Origin of the sequence: Methylocaldum sp. GT1TLB (assembly GCF_051027445.1) — a bacterium.
GTDB lineage: Bacteria > Pseudomonadota > Gammaproteobacteria > Methylococcales > Methylococcaceae > Methylocaldum.
In genome coordinates this window covers 2,773,940-2,798,851 of record NZ_CP194898.1, presented here as the reverse complement: position 1 = coordinate 2,798,851, position 24,912 = coordinate 2,773,940, and the positions used below count along the sequence as shown (strand labels likewise).

Here is a 24,912-nt window from a genome sequence, read left to right as displayed (position 1 = left end):
CAATCAATCCGTCTTAAAAAGAGGAATGGTCAGACAGCCGTTTGCGTAAATCGGGTCACCGGGACGCAATCGCCAAGGCGGCAATTGGATGCGCCGCTCGAAGCGGCCGTAAGGTATTTCCAGGCGATGGATGACGGCGCTATCCGGGGCGATCTTCAAGGACCTTTCGCCGGATATGACGACTAGGTCCTCGGTTACGGCGACATCGATGGCTTCCGGAGGCACACCCGGCAATACGACCGTGATGGTGATCGCATCGCGGGTTTCGATGATGTCGACGGGCGGTTCCCACGTCGGCCGGGAGGCGATAAGTCTATGGACTTGAAAGAAGCGCCGATGGAGCCGCTCCGCCTGTTCCAGCAGTTCGCAGGCTTGCGCCCACATCCAGGTTGTCGGACCGTGCGACATAACAATAATCTCGCAAAAGCGGGCTTGAAGCCGTACATGGCGAAAGCCGACGCGAAGCCGAGAATTCGGCCGCGGATATCCGTATCCGACTCATGAACTCCCTTGAAAGACTCCCGTTTCGGTGAACCCGTGGGAGAGGCTGTGCCGTACTCAGGTTTCGCCGCTTCCCAATCGCAAACGTCGCTTTAGTCGCGACCTTCCATGTACTCCATACGTAATTGGACGTTTCGGCCGTCGCGAAATTCATTGATATCGAGCCGATAGACGGCTCGAAGGCGTCGGCAGGCCAGCCAATCGGCAGGTTCGTCGACGAAAAAGGCAATACCGTCGATCAGCTTGTCCGAGTTCGGGATCTTGAGGAGAAATTTGAGATGGCGGTCTCCGACGATGCGGCTTTGCGCCACGTCGAATTCGCCGTCGAACAAGGGTTCGGGAAAGCCTTGGCCCCAGGGGCCCGCTTGGCGCAGCAGTTCGGCAACTTCCAGCGCCATTTCGTGGGCTTCGAGCGGCCCGTCGCTGTGTATCGCGTGGTCGAGGTCCAGGTCGGCCAAATGGCGAGCCACCTCTTCCTCGAACAGCTCGGTGAAGTGCGCCAGGTCGTCCCGGTGGAGACTCAGGCCCGCGGCCATCGCGTGTCCGCCGAATTTCCGCAGCAGGTTCGGGCAGCGCGTCGCGATATCGCTCAGGACGTCGCGGATGTGCACGCCGGGAATCGAGCGCGCGGAGCCTTTGATCTCGTCGCCGTCGGTACGGGCGAAAGCAATCACCGGCCGATTCACGCGGTCCTTGATCCGGGACGCCAGTATGCCGACCACGCCCTGATGCCAGGAATCGTCAAACAAGCAAAGTCCCGGCTTAGTCGCCAAGGAGGTATCGAGGTCTTCGAGATGAGCGAGCGCGTCGAGCTTCATCTGTTCCTCGATCTCGCGCCGATCCCGGTTCAGCTGGTCGAGCCGGACGGCCATGGCGCGGGCGGCGTCCGCGTCGTCGGTCAGCAGGCACTCGATGCCGAGGGTCATGTCTTCGAGCCGGCCGGCCGCGTTGAGCCGGGGCGCGACGGCGAAGCCGAGGTCGGCTGCCGTGATGATGCGTGAATTGCGCCCGGAAACCTCCAGCAGCGCCAGCAATCCTGCGTGGGCTTGTCCCGAGCGGATGCGCTGAAGTCCCTGATGAACCAGGATGCGGTTGACGTGATCCAGCGTCACCACGTCGGCGACCGTGCCCAGAGCGACCAGATCGAGGAGTTGCGCGAGGTTCGGCTCTTCGGCACCGGTTCGAGCGAAATGGCCGGCGGCTCGAAGTCGGATTCGCACCGCGGAAAGAACATAAAACATCACGCCGACGCCGGCCAGATATTTGCTCGGGAAAGGATCACCGGCCAGATTCGGGTTGACGATGGCGTCCGCGCCGGGAAGCTCCGACCCCGGCAGGTGATGATCGGTGATGAAGACCCGCATGCCGCGGGCTTTCGCCGCCGCCGTGCCTTCCAGGCTGGAGATGCCGTTGTCGACGGTCAGGAGAACGTCCGGAGTACTTTGGGCGGCCATCGCGACGATCTCCGGCGTCAGACCGTAGCCGTATTCGAAACGGTTGGGTACGAGATAGGAGACTCGCTCCGCGCCGAGCAACCTCAGTCCCCGGACGGCCACCGCGCAGCCGGTGGCGCCGTCTGTGTCGTAATCGGCGATGACGAGAATGCTCTGATTTTTTCGAATCGCCTCCGTCAGTTGATCGGCCATGGCTTCCATGCCGCTCAACAGCCAGGGCGAGGGGAGTTTTGCCAGCGAGCGGTCCAGTTCCTCGGCGACGATCAGCCGGCGCGCGGTGTAAATGCGTTGCAGCAGCGGCGGGAGATGGGAAAAGGCTCGATCGGGAAGTTGATCCGATCCGCGGGGGACGATTTTCTTTTTAACCGGGTAGTAAGGCATTGGGCGGCAAATGGGTCTGTGGAGAGCTGTCGTAGGTCGGAAATCCCTTTCCGACACGCCGTCGGCAAAGGATTGCCGACCTACACAATACTACCGAGTCAAGCCCGCAATGAGCGGAACGTAATGATCGATCAACAAGGCCGAAAATATCCCGACCAGATAGACCAGCGAATAGCCGAAAGTTTTCATGGCCAGCTTGTTGTCTGCCTCTTTCTTGAGGCGAATCGCGTAGTATAAAAATCCGATTCCGAGCCCCACGGCCGCTCCCAGATAAAGAAAGCCGCTCATGCCGGTGAGATACGGGAACAGGCTTACGATCACCAGCAATATGGTGTAGAGCAGGATGTGCAGCTGCGTTACCTCCACGCCGTGGGTCACGGGCAGCATGGGGATGTTCACCTTGGCGTAATCGTCGCGCTTCGCGATGGCATAGGCCCAAAAATGGGGCGGGGTCCAGGTGAAGATCAGCAGGAACAGCAGCAGGGCGTAAGGGTGCACCCCGCCGGTCACGGCGCACCAGCCGAGCACCGGCGGAGCCGCGCCGGCCGCGCCGCCGATCACGATGTTCTGCGGAGTCGCGCGCTTCAGATAGACGGTGTAGATGAAGGCGTAGCCGATCAGCGAAAGAAAGGTCAAAAACGCGGTTAGCGCGTTTACGAACAGGATCAGAATCGCCATCGAGAGCGTGCCCAGAGTGGCGGCGAAGATCACCACCTGGTTCGGCTGAACGTGCCCTGAGGGCAAGGGGCGGTTCTGGGTGCGCGCCATTTCGGCGTCCGCACGGCGGTCCAGGAAGTGGTTGAGAGCGGCTGCGGACGCGGCGGCGAGACCGATGCCGAGGCTTGCCCACAACGAAACCGCCAGAGGAGGGAGTTCCGGAACGGCCAAAAACATGCCGATCACGGCGGTGAACACGATGTGGCCGACTACCTTGAGTTTGCACAGGGCGAGATAGGTTCGCCAGGAAACGGCATTCGTGGATTCGATATCAGTCGTCGAGTTCATCGTTTCGCTACGGTCTTCGTTTACAATACCGGCTGGTTCGGCAACCTGCCGTTCAATCCTCAACACATTCAGGAGAGCGTCAAATGCAGTTTCGCGGACTCCGTCTGGCCTTGCTGGTATTACCGTTGTCGCTTCACGCTGCTGAGCCTGCGGTTCACGAGTTCCGGCTGGATAACGGGTTGAAGCTTTTGGTCCAGGAAGACCACCGCGCGCCGGCAGTCGTTACGCAGGTTTGGTACAAAGTGGGCGCAAGCTATGAATACGGCGGTATCACCGGCATCTCGCACATGCTCGAGCATATGATGTTCAAGGGTACCGAGAAACACCCGCCGGGCGAATTCTCCCGTATTATCGCAGCAAACGGAGGTCGAGAAAACGCCTTCACCGGGCAAGATTACACGGCCTATTTTCAGACCCTGGAAAAAACCAGGCTGCCCGTGAGCTTCGAACTGGAAGCGGACCGCATGCGGAATCTGCTCCTGTCCGACAAGGAATTCAAGAAGGAACAACAAGTCGTCCTGGAGGAGCGGCGGCTGCGCACCGACGATCAGCCGCGCGCCAAAATGGAGGAGCATTTTCAGGCGGTTGCCTACACCAACAGCCCTTACAAGAATCCGGTCATCGGCTGGCCGGACGACGTCAGCGGATTGACGGTGGGCGATCTCAAGCATTGGTACGGACTTTGGTACGCGCCGAACAACGCCATCCTTGTCATCGTCGGCGACGTGAATCCGCAGGAGGTTTACGCACTCGCCAAGAAATACTTCGGTCCGTTGAAACCCAGCAAACTGCCGGAAATCAAGCCGCGAGGCGAAGTCGAGCAACTCGGGGCGCGGCGTATGACGGTTCGTCTGCCGGCCAAGCTGCCGTATCTCGTGATGGGCTACAAGACCCCCGCCTTGCGAACAATAGGCGAAGAGGATTGGGAGGCTTACGCGCTCGAAGTCGCCGCCGGGATTCTGGATGGCGGCAACAGCGCGCGGCTGTCCAGCCGCTTGGTGCGCGGGCAGCAGGTGGCGGCGTCCGCCGGAGCCGGCTATAACCTTTATTCACGCTTGTCCAATCTTTTTACCCTGGAGGGGACGCCCGCCCAAGGCAAGACCTTGCAGGCACTGGAGAAAGCATTGGGCGAGGAAATCCGTCGCCTTCAGGACGAACCGGTTTCCGCCGCGGAACTGGAGCGGGTCAAGGCGCAGGTTCTGGCCCATCATATTTATCAGAGGGATTCCATGTTTTATCAGGCGATGCAGCTTGGCATGACTGAAACCGTCGGGCTCGGTTGGAAAACCGTCCAGGAGTATGTGGACAAGGTCAACGCCGTGACGGCCGAGCAGGTTCAAAAGGTTGCCCGGAAATACCTGATCGACGATCGGCTGAGCGTGGCCTATCTGGAGCCGTTGCCCATGCCCGAAGGCGCGAAGGCGCCGGAAGAAGCCGCACCGATGGGAGGTGATCATGTTCGTTAAGCGCATGTCCCGATGGCTCGTGTTTCTGTTCTTGTTGATCAGCGCGCCGGTTTACGCCGTGCCGGAAATCCAGCATTGGGTCTCGCCGCAGGGCGGTCGGATCTATTTCGTGCCGACCGAAGGTTTGCCGCTGCTCGACGTTCAGGTCGTGTTCGACGCGGGCAGTGCCCGCGACGGTGAAAAATTCGGCCTTGCCGCTCTCACGTCCGGCATGCTCGACACCGGCGCGGGAGACTGGGATGCCGATGCCATCGCCCAGCGGCTCGAGAGCGTCGGAGCATCAATGGGAACCGGTGTTTCGCGCGATTCGGCCTATTTGTCGCTGCGCAGCCTGACCCATCCCGAGAAGCTCGGTGTCGCCTTGGATACGGCCCGGGAAGTCTTGGCTCACCCCCGTTTCGAGCAGAAAGACTTCGACCGGGAGAAAAACCGGACGCTGCTCGCGATCAAGCAGCGCGGCGAGGAACCGGACGAACTCGTCGAGATCGCGTTTTTCCAAGTACTGTACGGTAACCATCCTTATGCCCATCCGCAGGAGGGTTTCGCCGAAACCGTGGCGCCATTGACCCGCGAGGATCTGGTCGATTTCCATAAACGCCACTATGTGGCGAGCAATGCCATCGTCGTGATCGTGGGCGATGTGAAACGGGCCGAGGCTGAAGCTGTCGCCGAAAAACTGCTGTCGGGCCTCGAAAAAGGCTCGGCTCCGCCAGCGTTGCCTGCGCCCGCGCCGCTGCAGTCGGCCGAAATCATCAAACAGCAGTTCCCGTCGGAGCAGACTCATGTGCGTGCCGGAGTTCTAGGGATGACGGCGACCGATCCCGACTATTTTCCGCTTTACGTGGGTAACCACATTCTGGGCGGCAGCGGCCTGGTTTCCCGCGTTAGCACGGAAGTCCGCGAAAAACGAGGGCTTTCCTACAGCGCCTACAGCTATTTCATGCCGCTTCGGGAACTCGGGCCTTTCCAGATGGGGCTCCAGACCCGCAACGATAAGGCCGAGGAAGCCTTGCGCGTCGCTCTCGACACCATCAAGGATTTCGCCGCGAACGGACCGACCGATAAGGAACTGGAAGCCGCCAAGAAAAATATCATCGGCGGTTTCGTTTTGCGCCTGGACAGCAATCAGAAACTCACCTTGCAGGTGGCTAACGTCGCGTTTTACAACCGTCCTCTTGATTACCTCGCCACGTTTACCGAGAAGGTGGAGGCGGTGACCCGGGAGGATATCAAGCGCGCTTTCCGGTCCCGGATCGATCCGGGCAAGATGCGGACCGTGCTGGTCGGCGGCGGGGCGAAGTGAAGAATGAGCTCCGCATCATCGCCGGCCGTTTCCGCAGCCGCAAGCTCAAGTTTCCCGATGCTCCCGGACTCCGGCCGACGCCGGACCGGGTCCGGGAAACGCTGTTCAATTGGTTGCGGAACGACATCGAAGGCGCTCGCTGTCTCGATCTATACGCGGGTAGCGGCGCGCTGGGATTCGAAGCCGCTTCGCGCGGCGCCGCCAAGGTCGTGCAAGTGGAACGGGATGCGTTAGTGTGCGGAGCTCTCGAACGGAATCGTGCGCTATTGAACGCCGAGGCGGTGGAAATCGTCCAAGCGGAAGTCGGGCGTTTCTTGGAGGGTGCGGGGCAGCCGTTCGATGTGGTTTTTCTCGACCCGCCTTTCCACCAGGGCTTGGTCATTCCGTGCTGCCGGGCGCTGGAAGAGAACGGTTGGCTCTCATCCCACGCTAAAATCTATGTGGAAACCGAGAGCAGTTTTCGGCTCGAGAGTCTTCCGGAAAACTGGCGGACTTTGCGCGACGGCAGGGCGGGAGAAGTCGGCTACCATTTGTGCGAACGCATCTCTTCCGGTCACTTCCCATGATCATTACCGCGATCTATCCCGGAACATTCGATCCCATCACCAATGGCCATGTCGACCTGGTGACGCGCGCCGCCCGCATCTTCGATCGAGTGGTCGTCGCCGTGGCGGAGAATAAGAACAAGACGCCGTTGTTCAACCTGGACGAGCGAGTGGAATTGGCGCGAGCTTCGTTGCAGGCGGTGGGAAACGTCGAAGTTCTGGGCTTCGATACCCTGCTGGTGAACTGCGCGAAAAAGTGTGGCGCCACCGTGATTCTGCGCGGATTACGTGCAGTGTCGGACTTCGAGTTCGAATTTCAATTGGCCGGCATGAACCGCCATCTTTGCGCGGAATTGGAGACGATGTTTTTGACGCCCAGCGAAAAGTACGCGTTCATTTCGTCTTCGGTGATTCGCGAAATCGCGAAGCTAGGCGGGGACGTGTCGAGTTTCGTGCCGGAACTGGTGCGGGAAGCATTAGTCGCAAAGTACGCTAGTTTCCCAGACGCGCCTTAAAAGCTACTACGCGGTTCGAGAGCGGCGTTGCGAAGGTGTGGGACCAAATCCGCCGGGAGCGGATTGGGACGTGCGGAGCACAAGGCGTAGCCCGAGCCGGCAGGAAGCGGCGAGCACTCGTCATGTACTCAATGCACACTCCGGGCCTTGTGTTGCGGCTCCCATCCGTGGGAGCCGCCCCGAACGGGGCCTGCCTTCGGACCGCTCGCGACGCTTTTGGAACACGTTTTTAGTGAGATTGTTATGGCTCTGATTATTACCGACGAATGTATCAACTGCGATGTGTGCGAGCCGGAGTGCCCGAACGGCGCCATTTCGCAGGGCGAAGAAATTTATGAAATCAATCCGGCGCTCTGTACCGAGTGCGTCGGGCATTTCGATAAGCCGCAATGCATGGAAGTGTGCCCCGTGGACTGCATTCAAAAGGATCCGGATTACTCGGAAGACCGCGATTCCCTATACGAAAAATATTTGGCTTTGACCAAGGGGTAAGGCGCTACACGAAGCGATGCAGGTCCGGATAAGGCCGACCGTTGTTCCAAAATTGAGTTGGTCTGGAACCCCTTTCGATGTCTTTGTCGGCAAAGGATTGCCGACCTACGACTCTCCCGATCCGCATCACTAAACCGCGGTGAAAAATGCACTAGCGGCTTATCCCGGTCCACATCAGACTTAGCGTAGGTCGGCAATCCTTTGCCGACGAATGTGCCCGCTACACTGAGTCGTGTCGAAGGGGCGGCAGCCCTCGCCGGCTCTCGACTTGAAACTCTTTAGAATTTCCGCTCCGCGTGCCTGGCCATCTGCCGCAGCTTGGCCACGGCGAGTCGATTGATGTCCTCGGCCTTTTGCCCGGTCAGCAGTTCCAGGGCCTGATCCACCGAGTTCACCGCATGAACCGCGAACTCGCGGCGGCGGACGGCGTCGACGACGTCATCCTTCAGCATCAAGTTGCGGATGTTGACTTTCGGGATGACGACGCCTTGTCTGCCGGTAAGCCCCCGTGCTTCACACAGGCGAAAGAAGCCCTCGATTTTTTCGTTGATGCCGCCCACCGTTTGTACCTCGCCGTATTGGTTGATGGAGCCGGTGACGGCGAAGGCCTGTGCGAGCGGTATCCCGGTGAGAGCGGAAATCAAGGCGCAAACTTCGGCGAGGGCCGCGCTGTCGCCGTCGACATAGCCATAGGATTGTTCCAGGGCGATGTTGGCGGAGATGGCCAAGGGGAATTCCGTGGCGTATTTGTGGCCCAGATACCCGGAAAGAATCATGATGCCTTTGGAATGTATGGCCTGCCCCAGTTCGGCTTCGCGTTCGATGTCCACTACGCCGCGGCTGCCGGGATAAATGGTGGCGGTGATGCGCGCCGGCATGCCGAACCGCACGTCCCCGATTTCCAGTATGGTCAGGCCGTTGATCCTGCCGACCGAGTCGCCGTCGGTGTTGATCAGAATGGTGTCGTTCATCATGTCTTCCAGCAGAATCCGGCTGATGCGTCCGAGCCGTTCTTCCTTGGCGGCCAAGGCTTTTTGGATATGCCGTTCGGCGATTGTCTCCGCGCCTTCCTGCCCACGGAATTGCTCCGCCTCGGCGACCAGTTCGAACACATCGTGCACGCGCGCGGAAAAGCGCTCCTGGTGTTCCGCCTCCCGTGCGCTGAACTCGATCAGCCGGGCGACGGCATCGGCCGTTATGGGCTTGAACCCGTCGGCTTCGGCATGGGTTTTGATGAGCCGCGCAAAATCCAGCACCGATGCGGACGTCAGCGGGATATCGTCGTCGAACTCCGCGAGAACCCGGAACAGTTCGTTGAACTCCGGGTCCATGGACTGGAGCAGGTAGTAAAGTTCGCGAGAGCCGACCAGAACGAGCTTGACGGACAGCGGGATCACGTCCGGATCGAGTGTCGGAGCGACGGAGGGTTGCTCTTCGGCGGGAAGCTCGATCTTGATTTGCCGGGCCTTGAGCGTTCGCTTCAAGGTCGGCCAGACGTGGGGCTCGGCGAGCAACTTTTCGGCCTCGATGATCAAATAGCCTCCGTTGGCCTGGTGCATCGCGCCCGGATAAATCAGGCGGTAATGCGTGGTCAGGGTGCCTTGCTCGCTGATGTATTCGAGGCGTCCGAACAGGTTGGGGTGATTGGGATTTGCCTCGTAGATCACGGGCGCCCCGATATCGGGGCCGTGGCTGACCAGCAGCCGCGGGGCGTATTGGGTGATCAGAACGGCTCGTCGTGTTGATTCTTCATGCGCCTCATGGCCTCGGTCTTCGGCCAAGTGTTCCGCGACCACGCGAGGCAGGTTGCGGCGTATGTCGGCCAGATACTGGAGTATCGCCGGCAGGTCGGCATACTTTTGATGCAGGCCGGCCAATAGGGGCTCTATGGCTTCGTCGATGGTGGAGGCATCGAGCTGTCGCTGCCGGTTGATGCTTTCGCGCTTCCATTGCGGCATTTCCGAGAGGAGTTCGTTGAGATAGTCCTCCAAATCCCGGACGTGGCTGTGAAAGCTGGACTTTTCGGTATCCGGCAAGGCGGCGAAGTCGTCTTCGTCGGCGGGCTTGCCGTTAACCAAGGGACTGAACACTACGGTGTCGCCGTCGCGGAAAAGGGCCATCTTAAGGTCTTTCGCGCGCCGTTCGACTTTGTCGACCGCTTGGTTGTAACGTTGCTTGACCTCCCGATCTATGGCCGTTTTGCGCCTTTGATAAGCCGGATTCTCGAAGGCAGCCGGAAAGGTTGCGAGCAGATTGTCGACCAGCATTTCGATATCGGCGAGCAAGGATTTTCCCTGGCCCGGCGGAAGTTGCAGGGCAAAAGGCTTGCGCGGGTCGTCGAAATTGTTGATATACGCCCAGTCGCTCGAAGACGGCCGCTCCTTGGCTCGCGCTTTGAGGTAATGGGTCACCAGCGAAAGCCGCCCGGTTCCGGCTTCGCCCATCACGTAGATGTCGTAGCCCGGTCTTTGCATGGCAACGCCGAAGGCGATGGCCGTCTGCGCCCGGCTCTGTCCCAGCATGCCGCGAAAGGATTCCAGGTCCTCGGTCGTGGCGAAGGGCAGTTCCTCCGGTCGAATGCGAGCTTTGAGAGCTGCGGGAGGAAGTCCGGACATTCCGTAAGAGTTCGTCATCGGGGATATGCTGGCAGCGGTATTTTTTGGCGGTCGGAAAGCTATTTCAACGGAACGATCTTGGCTTCCGATGTGGAAGCACTCCGCATTTTCCGGTCCATCTGCTGTAGTGCGCGCGGAAATTCGCTTTGGATGCGCGGCATGATCTTCAGTGAGTCTTCGGTGTAATAAACCGCGTCGTAAGGGACCGGCTGGTCCAGGGCGCTGCGCTCCGAAGATCGAAAATTCTGCCAGGCGAGCACGATATTGCTGCGGGAAACGGCGCCATCCAGAAAGACGGTTTCCTCCGGATCGATCACGGCCAGATACTGCATGCTGCGGATAGGGACGAACAAAGCCTTTTCGCCGCTTCGATAAAGCAGGGTTCTCGACCGGTTGTAAACGACGGCGGCCAGATTGCGCCTTTCCCGCTTGAGCTCTCGGGTACGATAAAAGATTTCTTTCGTGTACATCTCGCCGCCCTCGCAATAGGTTCCAGCTTACGCTAACGCTTAGCCCGGCCAGTTTCAATCATCTGGAATACAAAGTGTGAGTTTGCTATATTCGAAAGGCAGACTTGTCAAGAAAGCCGGGATGTAAGCACTGCTGGCGTCCCACTTCTGGTATGAATTTAGTGGAAAGCCCCGGCATGTCGAGTCAGTTCTCACTCTCCGTTCCAAGTGCCAGCGTGAACGCGTCCGGACGAGGTCAGTCCAATTCAAGAATCATAAAAGACCATCTCATCAGCACCGTTACCCTTTGAGTTTGGAGAAAAACTATGACGATAAAAGTTGCTATCAACGGATATGGCCGTATTGGGCGAAATATCCTGCGGGCGTTGTACGAGTCGCGACGGACCGGGGAAATTCAAATCGTGGCGATTAACGATCTGGGCGACGCCAATACCAACGCGCACTTGACCAAATACGATACGGTACACGGACGCTTTCCGGGAGAAATTTCGGTGGATGGCGACTACATGATCGTCAACGGCGACCGGATACGCGTGTTTGCCGAGCGGGATCCGGCCAAGTTGCCCTGGCGCGATCTGGGCATCGATGTCGTCCACGAGTGCACCGGTATCTTCACCTCCAAGGCCAAGGCATCGGTCCATCTCGAGGCGGGGGCGAAGAAAGTGATCATCTCGGCACCGGGGGGAGAAGACGTGGACGCCACCGTCGTTTACGGCGTCAACCACCAGACTCTGAAGGCAACCGACACGGTGATTTCCAACGCCTCCTGCACGACCAACTGCCTGGCGCCGCTGGTCAAGCCTTTGCACGAGGCGATCGGTGTTCAGCACGGTCTGATGACTACGATCCATTCCTACACCAACGATCAGGTGCTGACCGACGTGTACCACAAGGATCTGCGTCGCGCCCGGGCCGCCACGCAATCGATGATTCCCACCAAGACCGGCGCCGCGGCGGCGGTCGGATTGGTGTTGCCCGAATTGGCCGGCCGGCTGGACGGTTTCGCGATTCGAGTCCCGACCATCAACGTTTCGCTGGTCGATCTCACTTTCGTCGCGTCGCGCAAGACCAGCAAGGACGAGGTCCACGAGATCATGCGCAAGGCCTCGGAAGGCTCGTTGAAGGGGATTCTCGGTTACAACGACCTGCCCTTGGTATCCATGGATTTCAATCACGATGCCCGCTCCTCGATTTACGAGGCGACCCTCACCAAGGTCATGCAGGGCAACATGGTCAAAGTACTGGCCTGGTACGACAACGAGTGGGGCTTCTCCAACCGTATGTTGGATGCCACGGTGGCTTTGATGGAAGCTAGCTAGACACGAACGATTAATTAAATGAGACGAACCAAGATCGTAGCGACTTTGGGACCGGCGACCGACGATCCGGCCATTTTGGAACGGGCCATAAGAGCGGGCATTGATGTCGTACGGCTCAATTTTTCCCATGGCGACGCCGAAACCCACAAGAAGCGCGCCGAAGCGGTGAAGGCGATCAGCCGCAAGCTGAATCGGCATGTCGGCATTTTGGTCGATTTGCAGGGACCCAAAATCCGGATCGCGCGTTTCCAAGGGGACGGCAAGGTTCATCTTCGGGAAGGCGCGCGCTTCGATCTCGACACGGCTCTCCCCCCGGACCAGGGCGACGAACGTCAGGTCGGGTGCCTGTATTCCGATCTTCCCAAGGACGTGAAGCCTGGCGACGTTCTGTTGCTGGACGACGGCCGCATCGAATTGGGCATCGACAGGATAGAAGGCTCGCGGATCGTCTGCCGGGTGGTCGTCGGGGGCGAGTTGTCCAACCACAAGGGCATCAACAAACAGGGCGGCGGCTTGTCCGCCGCCGCGCTGACCGACAAGGACAGGGAAGACATCAACACGGCCGCCGAAATCGATGCCGATTACCTCGCCGTATCCTTTCCGCGATCCGCCGCAGATATCCGTGAAGCGCGGGACTTGCTGCGCGCCGCCGGGGGAGAGGCGGGGATCGTGGCCAAGATCGAGCGCGCCGAGGCCCTGGAGCCGGGCGTGATCGAGTCCATCGTCGATGCATCCGACGCCATCATGGTGGCGCGCGGCGATCTCGGGGTGGAAATCGGCGATGCCCAGTTGCCGTGGGTCCAGAAAGATCTGATCAAGCTGGCGCGAAGCCGGGACCGTGCGGTCATTACGGCCACGCAAATGATGGAATCCATGATCCACAGCCCGATGCCGACTCGTGCGGAGGTGTTCGATGTGGCCAATGCGGTGATCGATGGCACCGATGCGGTCATGCTTTCCGCCGAAACGGCCAGCGGCAAATATCCGGACAAGGCGATCGCGGCGATGGTCCGGATATGCAAGGAGGCCGAACTGCACCCGCGGGTTCGGCAGTCCACCCATCGTATCGACGAGACGTTCGACTACATCGACGAAGCCATCGCGATGGCGTCCATGTATATCGCCAATCACTTGCCGGTTAAGGCGATCGGCGCGCAGACGGAATCGGGATCGACGCCGCTGTGGATGTCGCGCATCAGTTCCGGCATCCCGATTTACGCATTGACCCAGCACGAAAAGACCTGCCGCAAAGTGACTCTCTATCGCGGCGTTTATCCCATCAGCTTTTACAGCACGACATCCGACCACGCGGTGCTGAACCGGGAGATCATCAACGAATTCCTGAGCCGCGATCTGGTCAAGCCGGGCGACCTGGTCATCCTGACCAAAGGTGATCTTACCGGCGTGCGCGGCGGTACCAACGCCTTGAAGATTGCCCGAGTCGGCGCCGTATAACGTGCGGGCCGCCGTTCGGGGCTGTCGATTCCTGCTTTTTTCGTCATGAGGGAGAAAACATGAACGGCGACTATTTGACGCGATTTCTCATCCACGAGCAGCGCAAAAATCCGAACGCCACGGGCGAGTTCACCATGCTGCTCAGCGATATCGCGACCGCCTGCAAAGCGATTGCGCACGAGGTGAATCGCGGTGGTCTGGCCGGCAATCTCGGTATCGCGGGTTCGGAAAACATCCAGGGCGAAGCGCAGAAGAAACTGGACGTGATCTCCAATGAGATTTTCATCCGATCGCTGGAGTGGACCGGCCATCTTGCGGCGATGGCGTCGGAGGAAAACGACGAAATCATCCAGATTCCGCCGAGTTATTCGAGGGGCAAATATCTGATTTGCTTCGATCCTCTGGACGGGTCGTCCAATATCGATATCAACCTGACGGTCGGTACGATCTTTTCCATCCTTCGGGCGCCCGAAGGCCGGGACAACCCCACCGAGGCGGATTTCCTCCAGCCGGGGACCAAGCAGGTCGCCGCAGGTTTCTGTACCTACGGTCCGACCACCCTGATGGTGCTGACGACCGGCAATGGCGTGAACGGCTTTACCTTGGACCGGGATGTGGGGGAATTCGTTTTGACGCATCCCAAGATGCGGATTCCCGAGGAAACCTCCGAGTTTGCCATCAACATGTCCAATCAGCGCTATTGGGAAGAACCGGTCAGGCGTTATATCGAGGAATGTCTCAAAGGCAAGGACGGCGGCCGGGAGAAGAATTTCAACATGCGCTGGGTGGCGTCTATGGTCGCGGAGGTTTACCGCATTTTGACCCGGGGCGGCATCTTCATGTATCCCTACGACACCCGCGACGCCAGCAAGCCAGGCAGGCTGCGCTTGATGTACGAGGCCAATCCGATGAGCTTCATCGTCGAGCAGGCGGGAGGGGCCAGTTCGACCGGGCGCCAGCGGATCATGGACATCGAGCCTGCCGGCATCCATCAGCGCGTCCCCGTGATTTTGGGATCAAAAGCGGAAGTCGAGCGGGTGTTGTCTTATCACCTGTAATCTATCGGTAGGCATTCATCTCTCCCTCTGGGACATGGCAGAAACAAGGTTCCGATTCATGTTTCTGGCGTAGGGTGGGTTAGGCCGCGAGGCCGTAACCCACCGAGCGACCTCGAATCGGTGGGTTACGCTCCGCTAATCCACCCTACAGTCTACGGCCAGCCAAAATCCATAGACTGCGAAATCCCTAATTCATGCCTGCGCCGGGTATCATAGTGTTGTTGAGACGATGCGAGAATGCGCGCGGCGAACACGCGTTGCGCATCCGCTCCGGCGATTAAGGCTGCCGCAAACCTTCGGTTTGCCCTTGGTTTCCCTGCTGGACTTTAGGAAGGCCGTGGGGATGCAGAAGGCCGAAGCGGTAAGCCAATAGCAATAAGATGAACAGGCCGATGGATAAGCCGATGCGCACCGTCAAGGCTTTGACCGTTCGGGGAGAACGGGTGCGGTCCTTGACGAGATAAACCAGGGCCGTGCCTAGGCTTCCGACGATGACCAGGAGGAGCAGAATGATGAGAACTTTCACAACTAGATTGTCTTTTAGTTTGAGGTGGTGCGGGCACCGGATGTTTTCACCCGGAGGTGGCGATTGCGCGATTATAGCTTCAAACCGGGGCTGACTGCTTCGCTGATAGCGATCATGGTCCTTCCCCTGTTCATTTCCTTAGGCGTTTGGCAGTTGCATCGAGCCGACGAAAAAAAAAGCTTGATCGCATTGCATCAGCAGCGGATGCAAGATGAACCGCTGACCTTGGGTGCCGAAGAACCGAACTTGGAGGATGTTCGATACCGGCGAGTCATCGTTTCCGGGGAGTACGACGTGGAACATCAATTCCTATTGGATAACCAGGTCCACCAGCAGAGCCCCGGATATCACGTATTGACTCCTCTGCGCATTGCCGGAACGGACTCGGCGGTCTTGGTGAACCGCGGCTGGATACCCATGGGTGCAAGCCGAGCCGAACTGCCCGATGTGGATATTCGTCAGGCTAGCGTACAAATCGCCGGCTCGGTGGACCGCTTTCCGGGCGTTGGTTTAAGGCTCGAAGGCGCTGAAATACCCGCGGCTGGCTGGCCGGCCGTGGTCCAGGTCGTCGATCCTGAACGCATCGGCGAGCGGTTGGGCTACACGGTCCTTCCCTATCAGGTTCTGGCGGATGAAACGGTGGACGAAGCTTACATCCGGGCTTGGAAGGAAACCCGCCTCGATCCCGGAAAGAACCTGGGATACGCGCTTCAATGGTTTCTGTTCGCGTTAATCGGCCTGGTGTTATATGTTCGCCACGGCGTCAAATTACAGCCTCGAAGGCAATAATTTCCCTAATTTTTCACCCATTCTTCCCATGTCTACCGCAAAGAACTCTCTGTGGCGAAATCGCGCCCTGATCATTTTTATCGCCCTAATATCCATTATTCCTTTCGGGCTGGCTTGGTACTACGCCAAGAATCCGCAGCTGATCACCAAGCGCAGCAACTACGGCAGCCTGATCCAGCCGCCGAGCCCTATCGATTACGGCGAATTGCTCGCGCACCCCGTCCGTGGAAGCGAGCTATTGTCGGAGATCAAAGGTCGCTGGGTGATGCTCCACGTGATTCCGGATAGGTGCGGCGACCCTTGCGCGGAAACGATTCATAAGACCAAGCAGATCCGGCTCATGCTGAACAAGGAAATTCCGAGGGTGCGCCGTTTGCTGCTGCTCGGAAACGATTCCGCCGCCGCCGATCTCGCTCCCGTGCTCAATGACGATGAAACCTTGCTGGTGGCGGTGACGAGCGGGGCGTTATCGCAGAAATTGGCCGCCGCCGTCGGAAAGCCTTTGACCGAGGACATGGTGATTCTGATCGATCCGTTCGGGAATGCCGCGCTATGGTACGACTCCGGGTTCGATCCTTACGGCATGCTCAAGGATTTAAAGCATTTGCTTCGCGCATCCCAGATCGGCTGAATCGGATGCCCAAGCCTTCGAAACATTCTCCGATGCGGTTTAGCGCCCTGGTAGGTCGGGAATCCTTTTCCGACGCCGCGGGTTGACAAACCGTTTTCGTCGGCAAGGGATTGCCGACCTACGGTGGTGAGAAATGCTCTAAAGCAGAACCTTTAATCGTTCCGGATCGTCGTGCTGGAACCTCGAAACGACAATAACAAAGTGGGACTATGTTCAGAAATCTAACGCTTTTTTCCCTGGTTCTCGCCTTCTTTGTCATGGCGATGGGAGCCTATGTCCGCATTTCGGATGCCGGGCTAGGGTGTCCGGATTGGCCCGGCTGCTACGGAAAGATGATCGTCGAAGAGCCGCAAATCGCCGAGGCGTTGCGGCAGACGCCGTTCGACGCGGCCAAAGCCTGGAAAGAAATGATTCATCGCTATCTTGCCGGAGCCTTGGGCGTTTCGGTTTTGATACTGGCGGGACTCGTATTCCGGGTGCGGGAAAACCGAGGCAAGGCGATCGCATTGACTTACGCAAGCCTTGCCCTGGTGGTCGGACAAGCGCTACTCGGCATGTGGACGGTGAAATTCCTGGTCATGCCAGCGATCGTCACGGCCCATCTGATGGCGGGGTTCGTGACGCTTGCCCTGTTGTATTGGTTATACCGCACGGTGAGTCCGCAGATTCTGCCGGTCGGGGACACCCGTTGGCTGCGCCGCTTGAGCGGTTTTTCTTTGCTGTTGTTGTTCGCGCAGATTTTTCTGGGCGGATGGACATCGTCCAATTACGCTGCGCTGTCCTGCCCCGATTTCCCCACGTGCATGGGTTCGCTGTGGCCGGATGCCGATTACGTCGACGGCTTTACGCTTTGGCGGGGTACCGGTCCCGACTATCAGAGAGGCGGATTGCCGCTGGACGCCCGCATCGCCATCCATTGGGCGCACCGTATCGGAGCCGTCGCGGTATTTCTGGTCCTCAGCCTGTTGGCCATGGGCATTACCTCGAATCGTAAGGTGCCCCACCTGAGCAAGGCCGGTGTGCTCCTCAGCTTTTTGCTGCTGGCGGAGATCAGCTTGGGGATCGCAGCGGTGCTGCTGCGCCTGCCGGTCGCCGTGGCGGTCGCGCACCATGCCGTGGCCGCGCTGCTTTGGCTGAATGTGCTCCATGCCTATCTTTATCTCCGCCTGCCGCGCCGAGTCGAAGCCGAAGAGCCCGCGCGCGAGGAAGCCGTCGAGCGCATCGGTGTCGCGCCGCCTGCCGAGGTCTTGCCGCCGGTCGTCCCGCCGGTTCCCGTCGAAAAGGTGCCTGCGCGGCCCACGCCGGAGGGCATGTTCGTTCGGCTCAAAAGCCAGCTCGGGAAAACCCGCAGCGGTCTGACCGGATTTCTGGGTACGCTGGCGCTCGGCAAGAAGGCCATCGATCGCGACGTCTTGGAAGACATCGAGTCCCAATTGCTCATGGCCGACGTCGGCGTGACGGCGACTCAGGACATTATTCGCCATCTGACGGAAAGTCTGGAGCGGGATCAGCTAGCCGATGTCGGCACCTTGGCGGCCAGCCTCCGCGAGTATTTATACGATGTCCTGCGGCCCGTCAGCGTTCCGCTCGACATTCCGGTCGAGACGCGGCCGTTCGTGATCCTGGTCGTGGGCGTGAACGGCGTGGGCAAGACCACGACCATCGGCAAACTCGCCAAGCGTCTTCAAAACCAAGGCCACAGCGTCATGCTGGCGGCCGGCGATACTTTCCGCGCTGCGGCGGTAGAGCAGTTGCAGACCTGGGGCGAGCGGAACAACGTCCAGGTGATCGCCCAGCATACCGGGGCCGATTCGGCTTCGGTCATCTACGACGCGGTGCAGGCGGCCCAGGCGCGGGGCGTCGACGTGCTCATCGCCGATACCGCGGGACGTCTCCACACGAAATCGAATCTCATGGAGGAACTCAGCAAGATCAAGCGCATCATGGGCAGGTTGGACGAGACCGCGCCGCATGAGGTGCTCTTGGTGCTCGATGCGAGCACCGGCCAGAATGCGATTTCCCAAGCCAAGCTGTTCAACGAAGCGGTCGGGCTGACGGGCATCGCGCTCACCAAGCTCGACGGTACCGCCAAAGGCGGCGTTATTTTCGCCTTGGCCAAGCAGTTCGGGCTGCCCATCCGGTTCATCGGGATCGGCGAAGGCATCGATGATTTGCAGGATTTCGATGCGCGGAAATTTGTGGACGCGTTGTTCGCGGAGTGATCGGAGATCTACTCGCGGGAAAATGCGGTGAAGCCGTTGGCGTCGATATGACCAAGACGAGCGATTCAAGCCCGGACTGCGCAATCGGAAGCGCCGTGCCGGGCGTGTTTTAATCCCTGGTCTTGAGTCTCAGCTCGCCGAGCCGGCCTGTTTCTTCGAAAAGTCCGGTGAGTTTTCGTTTAAATTCGTTAGTAATCGGCCCCATATCCTTTCTCTCCTGAACGACTCTGGGAGTCAGGAGCACGACAAGTTCGGTTCGATTGCGGACCTTGTTGGTAGTTCCAAACAAGGCGCCAATAAAGGGAATCTTGCTTAGGAAGGGTATCCCTGTTAAGTCCTTGGTCTGATTGTCTCTAATTAGGCCGCCCAAGGCGACGGTCCCGCCACTTCCGACGGCAACTGCACTTTCAATCGCTCGCTTTGAGATGATGAAGGTATCTGTGTTTCCCACTCTGGTTTGCCTTGGCGTACTGACTTCCTGCGTGATTTCTAGGGTCACCAGTCCTCCTGCGTTGACTCGAGGGCGGACATGTAGGATGACGCCGGTATCGACATATTGAAAGCTGCTGGTTATGGTCGGCTGGTTGGTGACGCCGACGCCGGCAAGCCCGGTAGTTTGGGCGGTCGCGAGGGGAATGGTGTCACCCACGTTGATCTGTGCTTCCTGATTATTCAACACCATCAGGGAGGGCGAGGAAATCACGTTGACCTTGTTCTCGCTCGCCAAGGCATTGAGGACGATCCGGATGTCCTTGGCGCTATTGACGAAGGCATAGGAAAAGCCACCTCCCGCAGCCGCGGCAGCCGTCGTAAGCGCTTCAGCTGTTAAATCTCCCGTGCTGCCCAGTGCATACGCGCCGCTGCCTTGATTGAACAGCCACTGGAGCCCGTATCGTAATTGGCCGTCAAGGCTCAGCTCGACGATCGAGGCATCGATCAGTACCTGTAAGGGTACTCGATCCAATTCTTTGATCACCGCCTCAATTTCCTTGTACTCCTGCGCCTTGGCGGTGATGATCAGAGCGTTATTCGCCGGATCTGCAACGATGCGCATACCGGCGAACTCGGCGACAGCGGCTCCACGCGCGCGTCGGGTGCCGTTGACATCTCGTCCTCCGATGCCTCCCCTTGTTCCGGTGCCGACGCCGGTCCTGGTTCCGAGTCCCCCGGTTCCGGTTCCCAAGCCGCCGGTTCGGCGAGAACCACCCATAGTGGTAGTGCCGACGGTATCACCGGCGGCAGAGCCTAAGCCGCGGGTGGATTGAGATGTTCCAGTGGTTCCGAACGAGGATCCATCCTGATCGCCGGCGCCGCCTGCAGCACCGAAGGCGCCGATTTCAGTGCCTGTCATTCCCGGGCTTATAGAGGGTCTTGGCGCTCTCCGCTGCGCCGCTCCCTCGCCGAAAATGCCGCTGAGGGTCTCAGCTAATTCCACGGCATCCACGTTCTGCACCCGGTAAACATGGATGCCGCCTACTCGGGTGGTGCTATAGCGGTCGAGTCGTTCCACCCAGGTTTCCACCTCGTCCAAATAGCGCGGCTGGGGGGTCACCGCCAAAACGGCGTTGAGACGTTCGATAGGCAATAATCGGACTACGCCAGCCAAAGGTCCTTTGGCCGTGTCGCCCAACACTTTGTCCAATTCTTCCACTATCGTCGCAGGTTCGACGTTTCGAAGCGGATAAAGGCCAACCGACATGCCGCGCATGAAATCCACGTCGAAGAGGCGGATCGTATCGAGCACGCCTTCCAATTCCTCTCCGGTGCCGGCGAGTACCAGGATATTTCGGGTCTCATCGGCGCGGACGATGGACTTGGGCGGCATCATCGGTTCGATGACCTTTTGCATTTCCTGCACGCCCACGTAGCGCAGCGGTACGACCCGCAACTGATAGCCTGAGGGGAGCGCCTGGCTGGGTAAGCCGAGCCGGGCACCGGGAGCGTTGATCGTCGCCGTGGCGTCCGGTTCGATGCGGTACAGGTTTTGCTCGCGAATCAGTACCGCCCCGTTCATTTTGAGCAGCATTTCCAGCGTGGGGATCAGCTCCGCATCGGCAAGGGGACGCGCTGTCTGGAGGCTTACTTTGCCTGCTACCTTGGGGCTAAGCACGTAATTGACTCTCAGCATGTCGCCTAGTATGACTTTGGCCACTTCGCCCAGGTCGGCATCATCGAAATTCAACGTGTATTTTCCCTCTTTCGGAGGCCGTTTCTCGACGGGCGCGCCGGGGCCAATCACGCTGCCGGACGGAGGGTAATACTCGGGTGGTCTCGGCGGTTCTTGGGCAAGCGGTTCAGTTTGTAGGGGAACGGTCTCAGCCTCGACTTTCTGACCCTCGGTCGTTAAATTCGCCGGTAAGGACGGCGGTCTCAGTGCACTAGGCTTAAGGTATTCGCATCCAGAAAACCCCAAGGCAAGCACCAGCGGTGCTACGACGAATCGATTTGTTGTTTTGCGCATGGACTCTTTTCGTTTTTGATGTCTGGTCGTCAGTCTATCTAAAGCATTGTTTTGCAGGATGCGGTGAATACCCGAACCGCATTCTACGATTTATCACCATGATTCAACACGAATGACTACTCGGTAAAATCTCGAAAAATCGCCATTCCGGCATCTTTCGAGCAGAAAAGTGAAAGCAAAGGTTTCTTTCTCTCCCCGGATAAGACGCAGCACGTCGACCACTTGCAACGACTCCGCCCTCCATGAAGGCAGCTGAAGCAGAGCATACCGGATGCGCTCCAGGAAAGAACCGCCATCTGATCATGGCTACAGCCATTGATGACGCCGGAACGGGAAGGTTTCCTCTTTGCATCAAAAAAGCCTCATGAGTGGATTTTTCACGCCCTCATGAGACTCGGTATTCCTAATCGCTGAAGATATTGTTACTACTCTACGCCTTCGGCTTCTTCCTCAGCCGTTTCCTCTTCCTCTATGACTTCGGGTTCTTCCTCTGTTTCTTCAACCGCCGGAGGAGGCGGAGGCGCAGGCGGACGTGTCGCCGGCCTCGGAGGTGATGGCTGCTGCGGGACTTGCTGAGGCTGTCCTGGTGTCGCCTGAGCGGGTGCAGTCTTGGGTTTGGGTTTGAGCAGCATCAGCTCTCGTTGTTCGTCGTCACGTTGCAGCGTTACTTTATCCGGGGCGAACTCGACCAATGTCCAACCTTCGATCGAACCGTTTTTCTTCAAGCGTTTGTACTTGCCTTTGGCGTCTACCAGGAGGGCAGTCTTGTCGGTCGGAGTGAAAGCGATCCCCATCAGCTTCACGGTCAGAGGCATATCCGGTGTCGCCGTAGCCGTTGTTTCCCCTCCTTCCGCTCCGGGGCGGCGGCCTTCCATGAATAACGGGCGCTCGACGATCGTTTCGTATTCCTGAATGTCGGGCAGTTCGAAATCTTCGGCGTCGACCGGCTCGGTTGCTTCCTGACTCGCGGCTTTTTCCGAAGGTGTCGCCGCGATCGATCGCTTGTTTTTCAACACCGCCGATTCGACGGCGACGCCGATGAGCAGCACACTTGCAATGCCGGCCAAAATCAAACTGAGTAAATTGTCGCGGGCCCACTTGGTCATGGCTTAATTGCCCTGCATGTAACCGATAACGTCAAAGTCCACGCTCAGCTTATCGACCGGCTGGGACTGCTTGGTCGCCGGATTGCGCGGCATCCGAATCGGCCGGATATTGATGTTCTCCACGAACAGCATGGGCTTCGAGGTCTCGATGCTGTGCAGAACATCCCGCAATACGTCAGTGCTGCCGTTGACACGTATCTTGACGGCGATTCGCGTGAAATTTTCTTCCTTCCGCTCGGGGATCACCTGGGTGCTGGTCAGCTCGCCGCCGGCTTGGCTTACGATCTCTTTGACCATCGACTGCAAATCGGCGGAAGCCAAGGCCGCAGTATCGCGCGCAATAAAGCGCTCGTCCTGCTGTCCCGCGGCTTTGATCTGTTCCAGCTTGGCGAGCAGCTCGTCCTTTTCTGCGGCGACTTTTTGATAGCGTTGCAGACGAAACCGTAAATCGTCGACGGTTTCGCCGTACTCCCGGGCAAGATCGACCAGCGGGGCAATCGCCACCACATAAAGCAGGGCGATGGCACCGACTAGGATTCCTAGGGCCAGGAGCTGCGGTTTACTCAGTTGCAGCCGGTTTTTCAGAAAACCTCCCGTTGACGACTTCGCTGGCGATTTGAAAACGTTCCAATCCACTGGCCATGTCTTTTGTCACCGGCGACACAAAACTGGTATTTTGAAAGAACGGCGATGCTTCTATCAGCCCGATCAAGGCCGAAGCGGATGGTGACTGTCCTTGTACGACCAGCCGGTGATCCCGGTACTGCAAGCCGTTGAGCCAGGTTTGATCGGGCATGACGTCGGTCAGCTCCTTGAGCATGTCCACCATGGCCGGCTCGGTACGCTTCTTCTGCTGAAGAAATCTCGTCTGGTGCACCAAATCCTCTACTTGTTGGCGCAAGGATTCGACTTCCTTGGCGGTCTTGCTGGCCTTTTTCACTTCCTGTTCCAGGTCCAGTGCGATCGATCGATTGGTCCAGATCGGCAGAACTCCCAGCGTGATCAAGAGCGATGCGATCAAAGCGGCAAGTGCCAAATTGATTCTGTATGGCCAAGGATTGCGTGGCGGCCGGTACTGCTCGGGCAATAAATCGTACGCCCCGATCGGGGAGTCGCCCGCCGCATCGACGACGTCCGGTCGCCATCCCCAAACCGCCAATTCTTCCAGCAAGGCATCCAATTTGTTGCGGGGCGCCAATACCAGTTCCGCCTTGATCTGCCGATTCGTCGGCGACCGCTCCAGCAGGCGCGCCGAGTAATAAACTTGATCGCTCTTGAATGGCGTCAGGCGATCCATTTCAAATGCCGCCACCTGATTCAGGTTTTCTTCGGCCGCCAACGGAAGCTTTAACGATTTCCGCAAGCACTGGCCTGGCGTCAAGCGCAGGATTGTTTTTGCCTCGGCCAGCGTCGGCATGCTTTCTATGAGGCGTTCCCGTTTTTGGCTGCCGCTCTCGTCCAAGCTGAAATAGCCGAGCGGGCGGTCCTCTTCATCGTTGTGGTAGACCGCATTCACGCCATCGTCATCCTTGGTCAATATCAGATATTCACTGGATGCACCGAGAAGTTTTCTCAATTTCGCCGGCACGAGAAAGGACAATTCGCCGCTCCACCAGCGGAAGAATCTTGCGGCATCGAGATTGATCGGCGTATCGAGTTTCAGCATGTGTACTGCATGTGTGCTATTGGTCGAGCGCTACGCCGACTGTCTGCGGTTTCCATCTCAGGAAAACGAAAGGGCTTCCCCCAGGGCGTCTCGCTTCCCGTCGGATGACGGCCATAGCCGGCGGATCGGAATGGTTTCGCGATATCGGGCGGGCGAGAATCGTGTAAACCGAATCCCCGGTCGAGTGGAACCGAATTCCGGGAATGGCGGGAAGCGGAGGAGGTGGTGTATTCCCGGTTCCGCTCTCACGGGCGGCGAGAAAGCTGTCCACCGCCTGGCTGTTTCCGTCGGTCAGGGCCAGTAAAACAGTTATCGAGGCCTTTGCCGGGTTGACGCCATCGACGTTATTGTAGACTGTGAAAAAGGGCTCCAATTTTTGGTATAGCGACGGTGTAATTCCCAAAACGCCGCGGAGTTCTTCCAGCACGAGAAAATTACGGTTTTGCGGCATCTGATCCAGCCCGGCGGCGCGGTATTCGGCGGACTCGGCCCCACTGAGACGCTTTAGGTCATCGCTGTCGCGCCAGTCGAAAATGGCATCGGCCAATTTTACCGCCTGATCTTCGTCTTGGGTCACTTTGGTCAATATAGTCCGTAGTGTCGATTCTCGGGCGGCGTTGAGATCGATTTTTCCTGCCTCGTCGTAAATGCGTACTTCGATGGGAACGCCGCCCAATGCCAGTCGATAAGGAGTGCCGTCCGCGCGCCATCGCTGCGCCGCATTCGGCAAACTCAGCATGAACATGGCGTAATGTATGCCGCCGTCGGATAAGGCAACCGCCTTGGCGCGTTCCCGGGAATTGGTCACCAATGAGGTTTCCCGCTGGGTCGACAGCGCGAAACTGCCCGCCATGATGGTCATCAAAGCCAGTATCCAGAGCACCAAAATCAGGGCTACGCCTTGCTGTCCCGTTCGTGCGTGAAACGCCATA

General features: G+C 58.6%; 22 protein-coding genes. 11 read left to right on the top strand and 11 right to left on the bottom strand.

Annotation, left to right across the window (positions count from 1 at the left end; translation table 11 throughout):
* Nucleotides 1-3: 3 nt before the first annotated feature.
* The 3 genes from ACR2R1_RS12175 to cyoE all read right to left on the bottom strand — a co-directional run bounded on the left by ACR2R1_RS12175 (nt 4) and on the right by cyoE (nt 3,341).
* The gene (locus ACR2R1_RS12175; RefSeq protein ID WP_086135113.1) at nt 4-408 is read right to left on the bottom strand and encodes an Hsp20/alpha crystallin family protein; all 405 of its coding nucleotides are present in this window, start codon (nt 406-408) and stop codon (nt 4-6) included.
* A 185-nt stretch (nt 409-593) separates the two neighbouring features.
* Nucleotides 594-2,336, bottom strand: coding sequence for a single-stranded-DNA-specific exonuclease RecJ (recJ, locus tag ACR2R1_RS12170; RefSeq protein WP_086135114.1), 1,743 nt, complete (start codon nt 2,334-2,336; stop codon nt 594-596).
* 90 nt (nt 2,337-2,426) lie between these two features.
* Nucleotides 2,427-3,341, bottom strand: coding sequence for a heme o synthase (gene cyoE / locus ACR2R1_RS12165; protein WP_077732518.1), 915 nt, complete (start codon nt 3,339-3,341; stop codon nt 2,427-2,429).
* Between the two features lie 83 nt (nt 3,342-3,424).
* On the opposite strand from cyoE, the gene ACR2R1_RS12160 reads away from it, so the two are divergent.
* The 5 genes from ACR2R1_RS12160 to ACR2R1_RS12140 all read left to right on the top strand — a co-directional run bounded on the left by ACR2R1_RS12160 (nt 3,425) and on the right by ACR2R1_RS12140 (nt 7,662).
* Entirely contained in the window at nt 3,425-4,807 is a 1,383-nt protein-coding gene (locus ACR2R1_RS12160) for an insulinase family protein (protein ID WP_086135115.1), read from the top strand.
* A complete protein-coding gene (locus ACR2R1_RS12155; RefSeq protein WP_434110244.1) occupies nt 4,797-6,110 on the top strand; it encodes a M16 family metallopeptidase in 1,314 nt (437 codons plus the stop codon). The genes ACR2R1_RS12160 and ACR2R1_RS12155 overlap by 11 nt, the downstream gene beginning before the upstream one ends.
* Nucleotides 6,107-6,676: a 16S rRNA (guanine(966)-N(2))-methyltransferase RsmD gene (gene rsmD / locus ACR2R1_RS12150; RefSeq protein WP_210023749.1), complete on the top strand. Its 570-nt coding sequence runs from the start codon at nt 6,107-6,109 to the stop codon at nt 6,674-6,676. Before ACR2R1_RS12155 ends, rsmD begins: the two co-directional genes overlap by 4 nt.
* Entirely contained in the window at nt 6,673-7,170 is a 498-nt protein-coding gene (coaD, locus tag ACR2R1_RS12145; protein WP_077732514.1) for a pantetheine-phosphate adenylyltransferase, read from the top strand. The genes rsmD and coaD overlap by 4 nt, the downstream gene beginning before the upstream one ends.
* A gap of 243 nt (nt 7,171-7,413) precedes the next feature.
* Nucleotides 7,414-7,662 carry a YfhL family 4Fe-4S dicluster ferredoxin gene (locus ACR2R1_RS12140; protein ID WP_077732513.1) on the top strand — a complete coding sequence of 83 codons (249 nt, stop codon included), beginning with the start codon at nt 7,414-7,416 and terminating at the stop codon, nt 7,660-7,662.
* 278 nt (nt 7,663-7,940) lie between these two features.
* On the opposite strand, the gene ACR2R1_RS12135 is transcribed toward ACR2R1_RS12140, so the two are convergent.
* Together ACR2R1_RS12135 and ACR2R1_RS12130 are read right to left on the bottom strand one after the other, a co-directional pair.
* A complete protein-coding gene (locus ACR2R1_RS12135) occupies nt 7,941-10,295 on the bottom strand; it encodes a Lon protease family protein (RefSeq protein ID WP_434110242.1) in 2,355 nt (784 codons plus the stop codon).
* A gap of 41 nt (nt 10,296-10,336) precedes the next feature.
* Nucleotides 10,337-10,747, bottom strand: coding sequence for a hypothetical protein (locus tag ACR2R1_RS12130; RefSeq protein WP_077732511.1), 411 nt, complete (start codon nt 10,745-10,747; stop codon nt 10,337-10,339).
* Between the two features lie 305 nt (nt 10,748-11,052).
* On the opposite strand from ACR2R1_RS12130, the gene gap reads away from it, so the two are divergent.
* Genes gap through ACR2R1_RS12115 form a run of 3 tightly spaced genes read left to right on the top strand, consistent with a single transcriptional unit; the run spans nt 11,053 to nt 14,579 of the window.
* Entirely contained in the window at nt 11,053-12,066 is a 1,014-nt protein-coding gene (gene gap / locus ACR2R1_RS12125) for a type I glyceraldehyde-3-phosphate dehydrogenase (protein ID WP_210023750.1), read from the top strand.
* An 18-nt stretch (nt 12,067-12,084) separates the two neighbouring features.
* Entirely contained in the window at nt 12,085-13,521 is a 1,437-nt protein-coding gene (pyk, locus tag ACR2R1_RS12120; protein WP_434110239.1) for a pyruvate kinase, read from the top strand.
* Between the two features lie 59 nt (nt 13,522-13,580).
* A complete protein-coding gene (locus ACR2R1_RS12115) occupies nt 13,581-14,579 on the top strand; it encodes a class 1 fructose-bisphosphatase (RefSeq protein WP_434110237.1) in 999 nt (332 codons plus the stop codon).
* Nucleotides 14,580-14,856: 277 nt separating this feature from the next.
* Here ACR2R1_RS12115 and ACR2R1_RS12110 read toward each other — a convergent pair whose 3' ends face one another.
* Entirely contained in the window at nt 14,857-15,105 is a 249-nt protein-coding gene (locus tag ACR2R1_RS12110) for a twin transmembrane helix small protein (protein ID WP_077732507.1), read from the bottom strand.
* A gap of 63 nt (nt 15,106-15,168) precedes the next feature.
* On the opposite strand from ACR2R1_RS12110, the gene ACR2R1_RS12105 reads away from it, so the two are divergent.
* The 3 genes from ACR2R1_RS12105 to ftsY all read left to right on the top strand — a co-directional run bounded on the left by ACR2R1_RS12105 (nt 15,169) and on the right by ftsY (nt 18,747).
* Nucleotides 15,169-15,894, top strand: coding sequence for an SURF1 family protein (locus ACR2R1_RS12105; protein WP_434110235.1), 726 nt, complete (start codon nt 15,169-15,171; stop codon nt 15,892-15,894).
* A 28-nt stretch (nt 15,895-15,922) separates the two neighbouring features.
* Complete coding sequence (locus tag ACR2R1_RS12100; RefSeq protein ID WP_133717581.1) at nt 15,923-16,525, top strand: hypothetical protein; 603 nt, start codon at nt 15,923-15,925, stop codon at nt 16,523-16,525.
* Nucleotides 16,526-16,734: 209 nt separating this feature from the next.
* Nucleotides 16,735-18,747, top strand: a complete 2,013-nt coding sequence (gene ftsY, locus ACR2R1_RS12095) for a signal recognition particle-docking protein FtsY (RefSeq protein WP_434110233.1) — start codon at nt 16,735-16,737, stop codon at nt 18,745-18,747.
* Between the two features lie 109 nt (nt 18,748-18,856).
* Here ftsY and gspD read toward each other — a convergent pair whose 3' ends face one another.
* The 5 genes from gspD to ACR2R1_RS12070 all read right to left on the bottom strand — a co-directional run bounded on the left by gspD (nt 18,857) and on the right by ACR2R1_RS12070 (nt 24,911).
* The gene (gene gspD / locus ACR2R1_RS12090) at nt 18,857-21,208 is read right to left on the bottom strand and encodes a type II secretion system secretin GspD (protein ID WP_347257317.1); all 2,352 of its coding nucleotides are present in this window, start codon (nt 21,206-21,208) and stop codon (nt 18,857-18,859) included.
* Nucleotides 21,209-21,633: 425 nt separating this feature from the next.
* Nucleotides 21,634-22,314, bottom strand: a complete 681-nt coding sequence (locus ACR2R1_RS12085) for a hypothetical protein (RefSeq protein ID WP_077732503.1) — start codon at nt 22,312-22,314, stop codon at nt 21,634-21,636.
* A 3-nt stretch (nt 22,315-22,317) separates the two neighbouring features.
* Nucleotides 22,318-22,950 carry a type II secretion system protein GspM gene (gene gspM, locus ACR2R1_RS12080; RefSeq protein WP_077732532.1) on the bottom strand — a complete coding sequence of 211 codons (633 nt, stop codon included), beginning with the start codon at nt 22,948-22,950 and terminating at the stop codon, nt 22,318-22,320.
* Nucleotides 22,874-23,980, bottom strand: coding sequence for a PilN domain-containing protein (locus ACR2R1_RS12075; RefSeq protein ID WP_077732502.1), 1,107 nt, complete (start codon nt 23,978-23,980; stop codon nt 22,874-22,876). Before ACR2R1_RS12075 ends, gspM begins: the two co-directional genes overlap by 77 nt.
* Before the next feature lie 16 nt (nt 23,981-23,996).
* Nucleotides 23,997-24,911 (bottom strand): general secretion pathway protein GspK, encoded by a 915-nt coding sequence (locus ACR2R1_RS12070; protein WP_166642577.1) that lies wholly within the window; start codon nt 24,909-24,911, stop codon nt 23,997-23,999.
* Nucleotide 24,912: the final 1 nt, after the last annotated feature.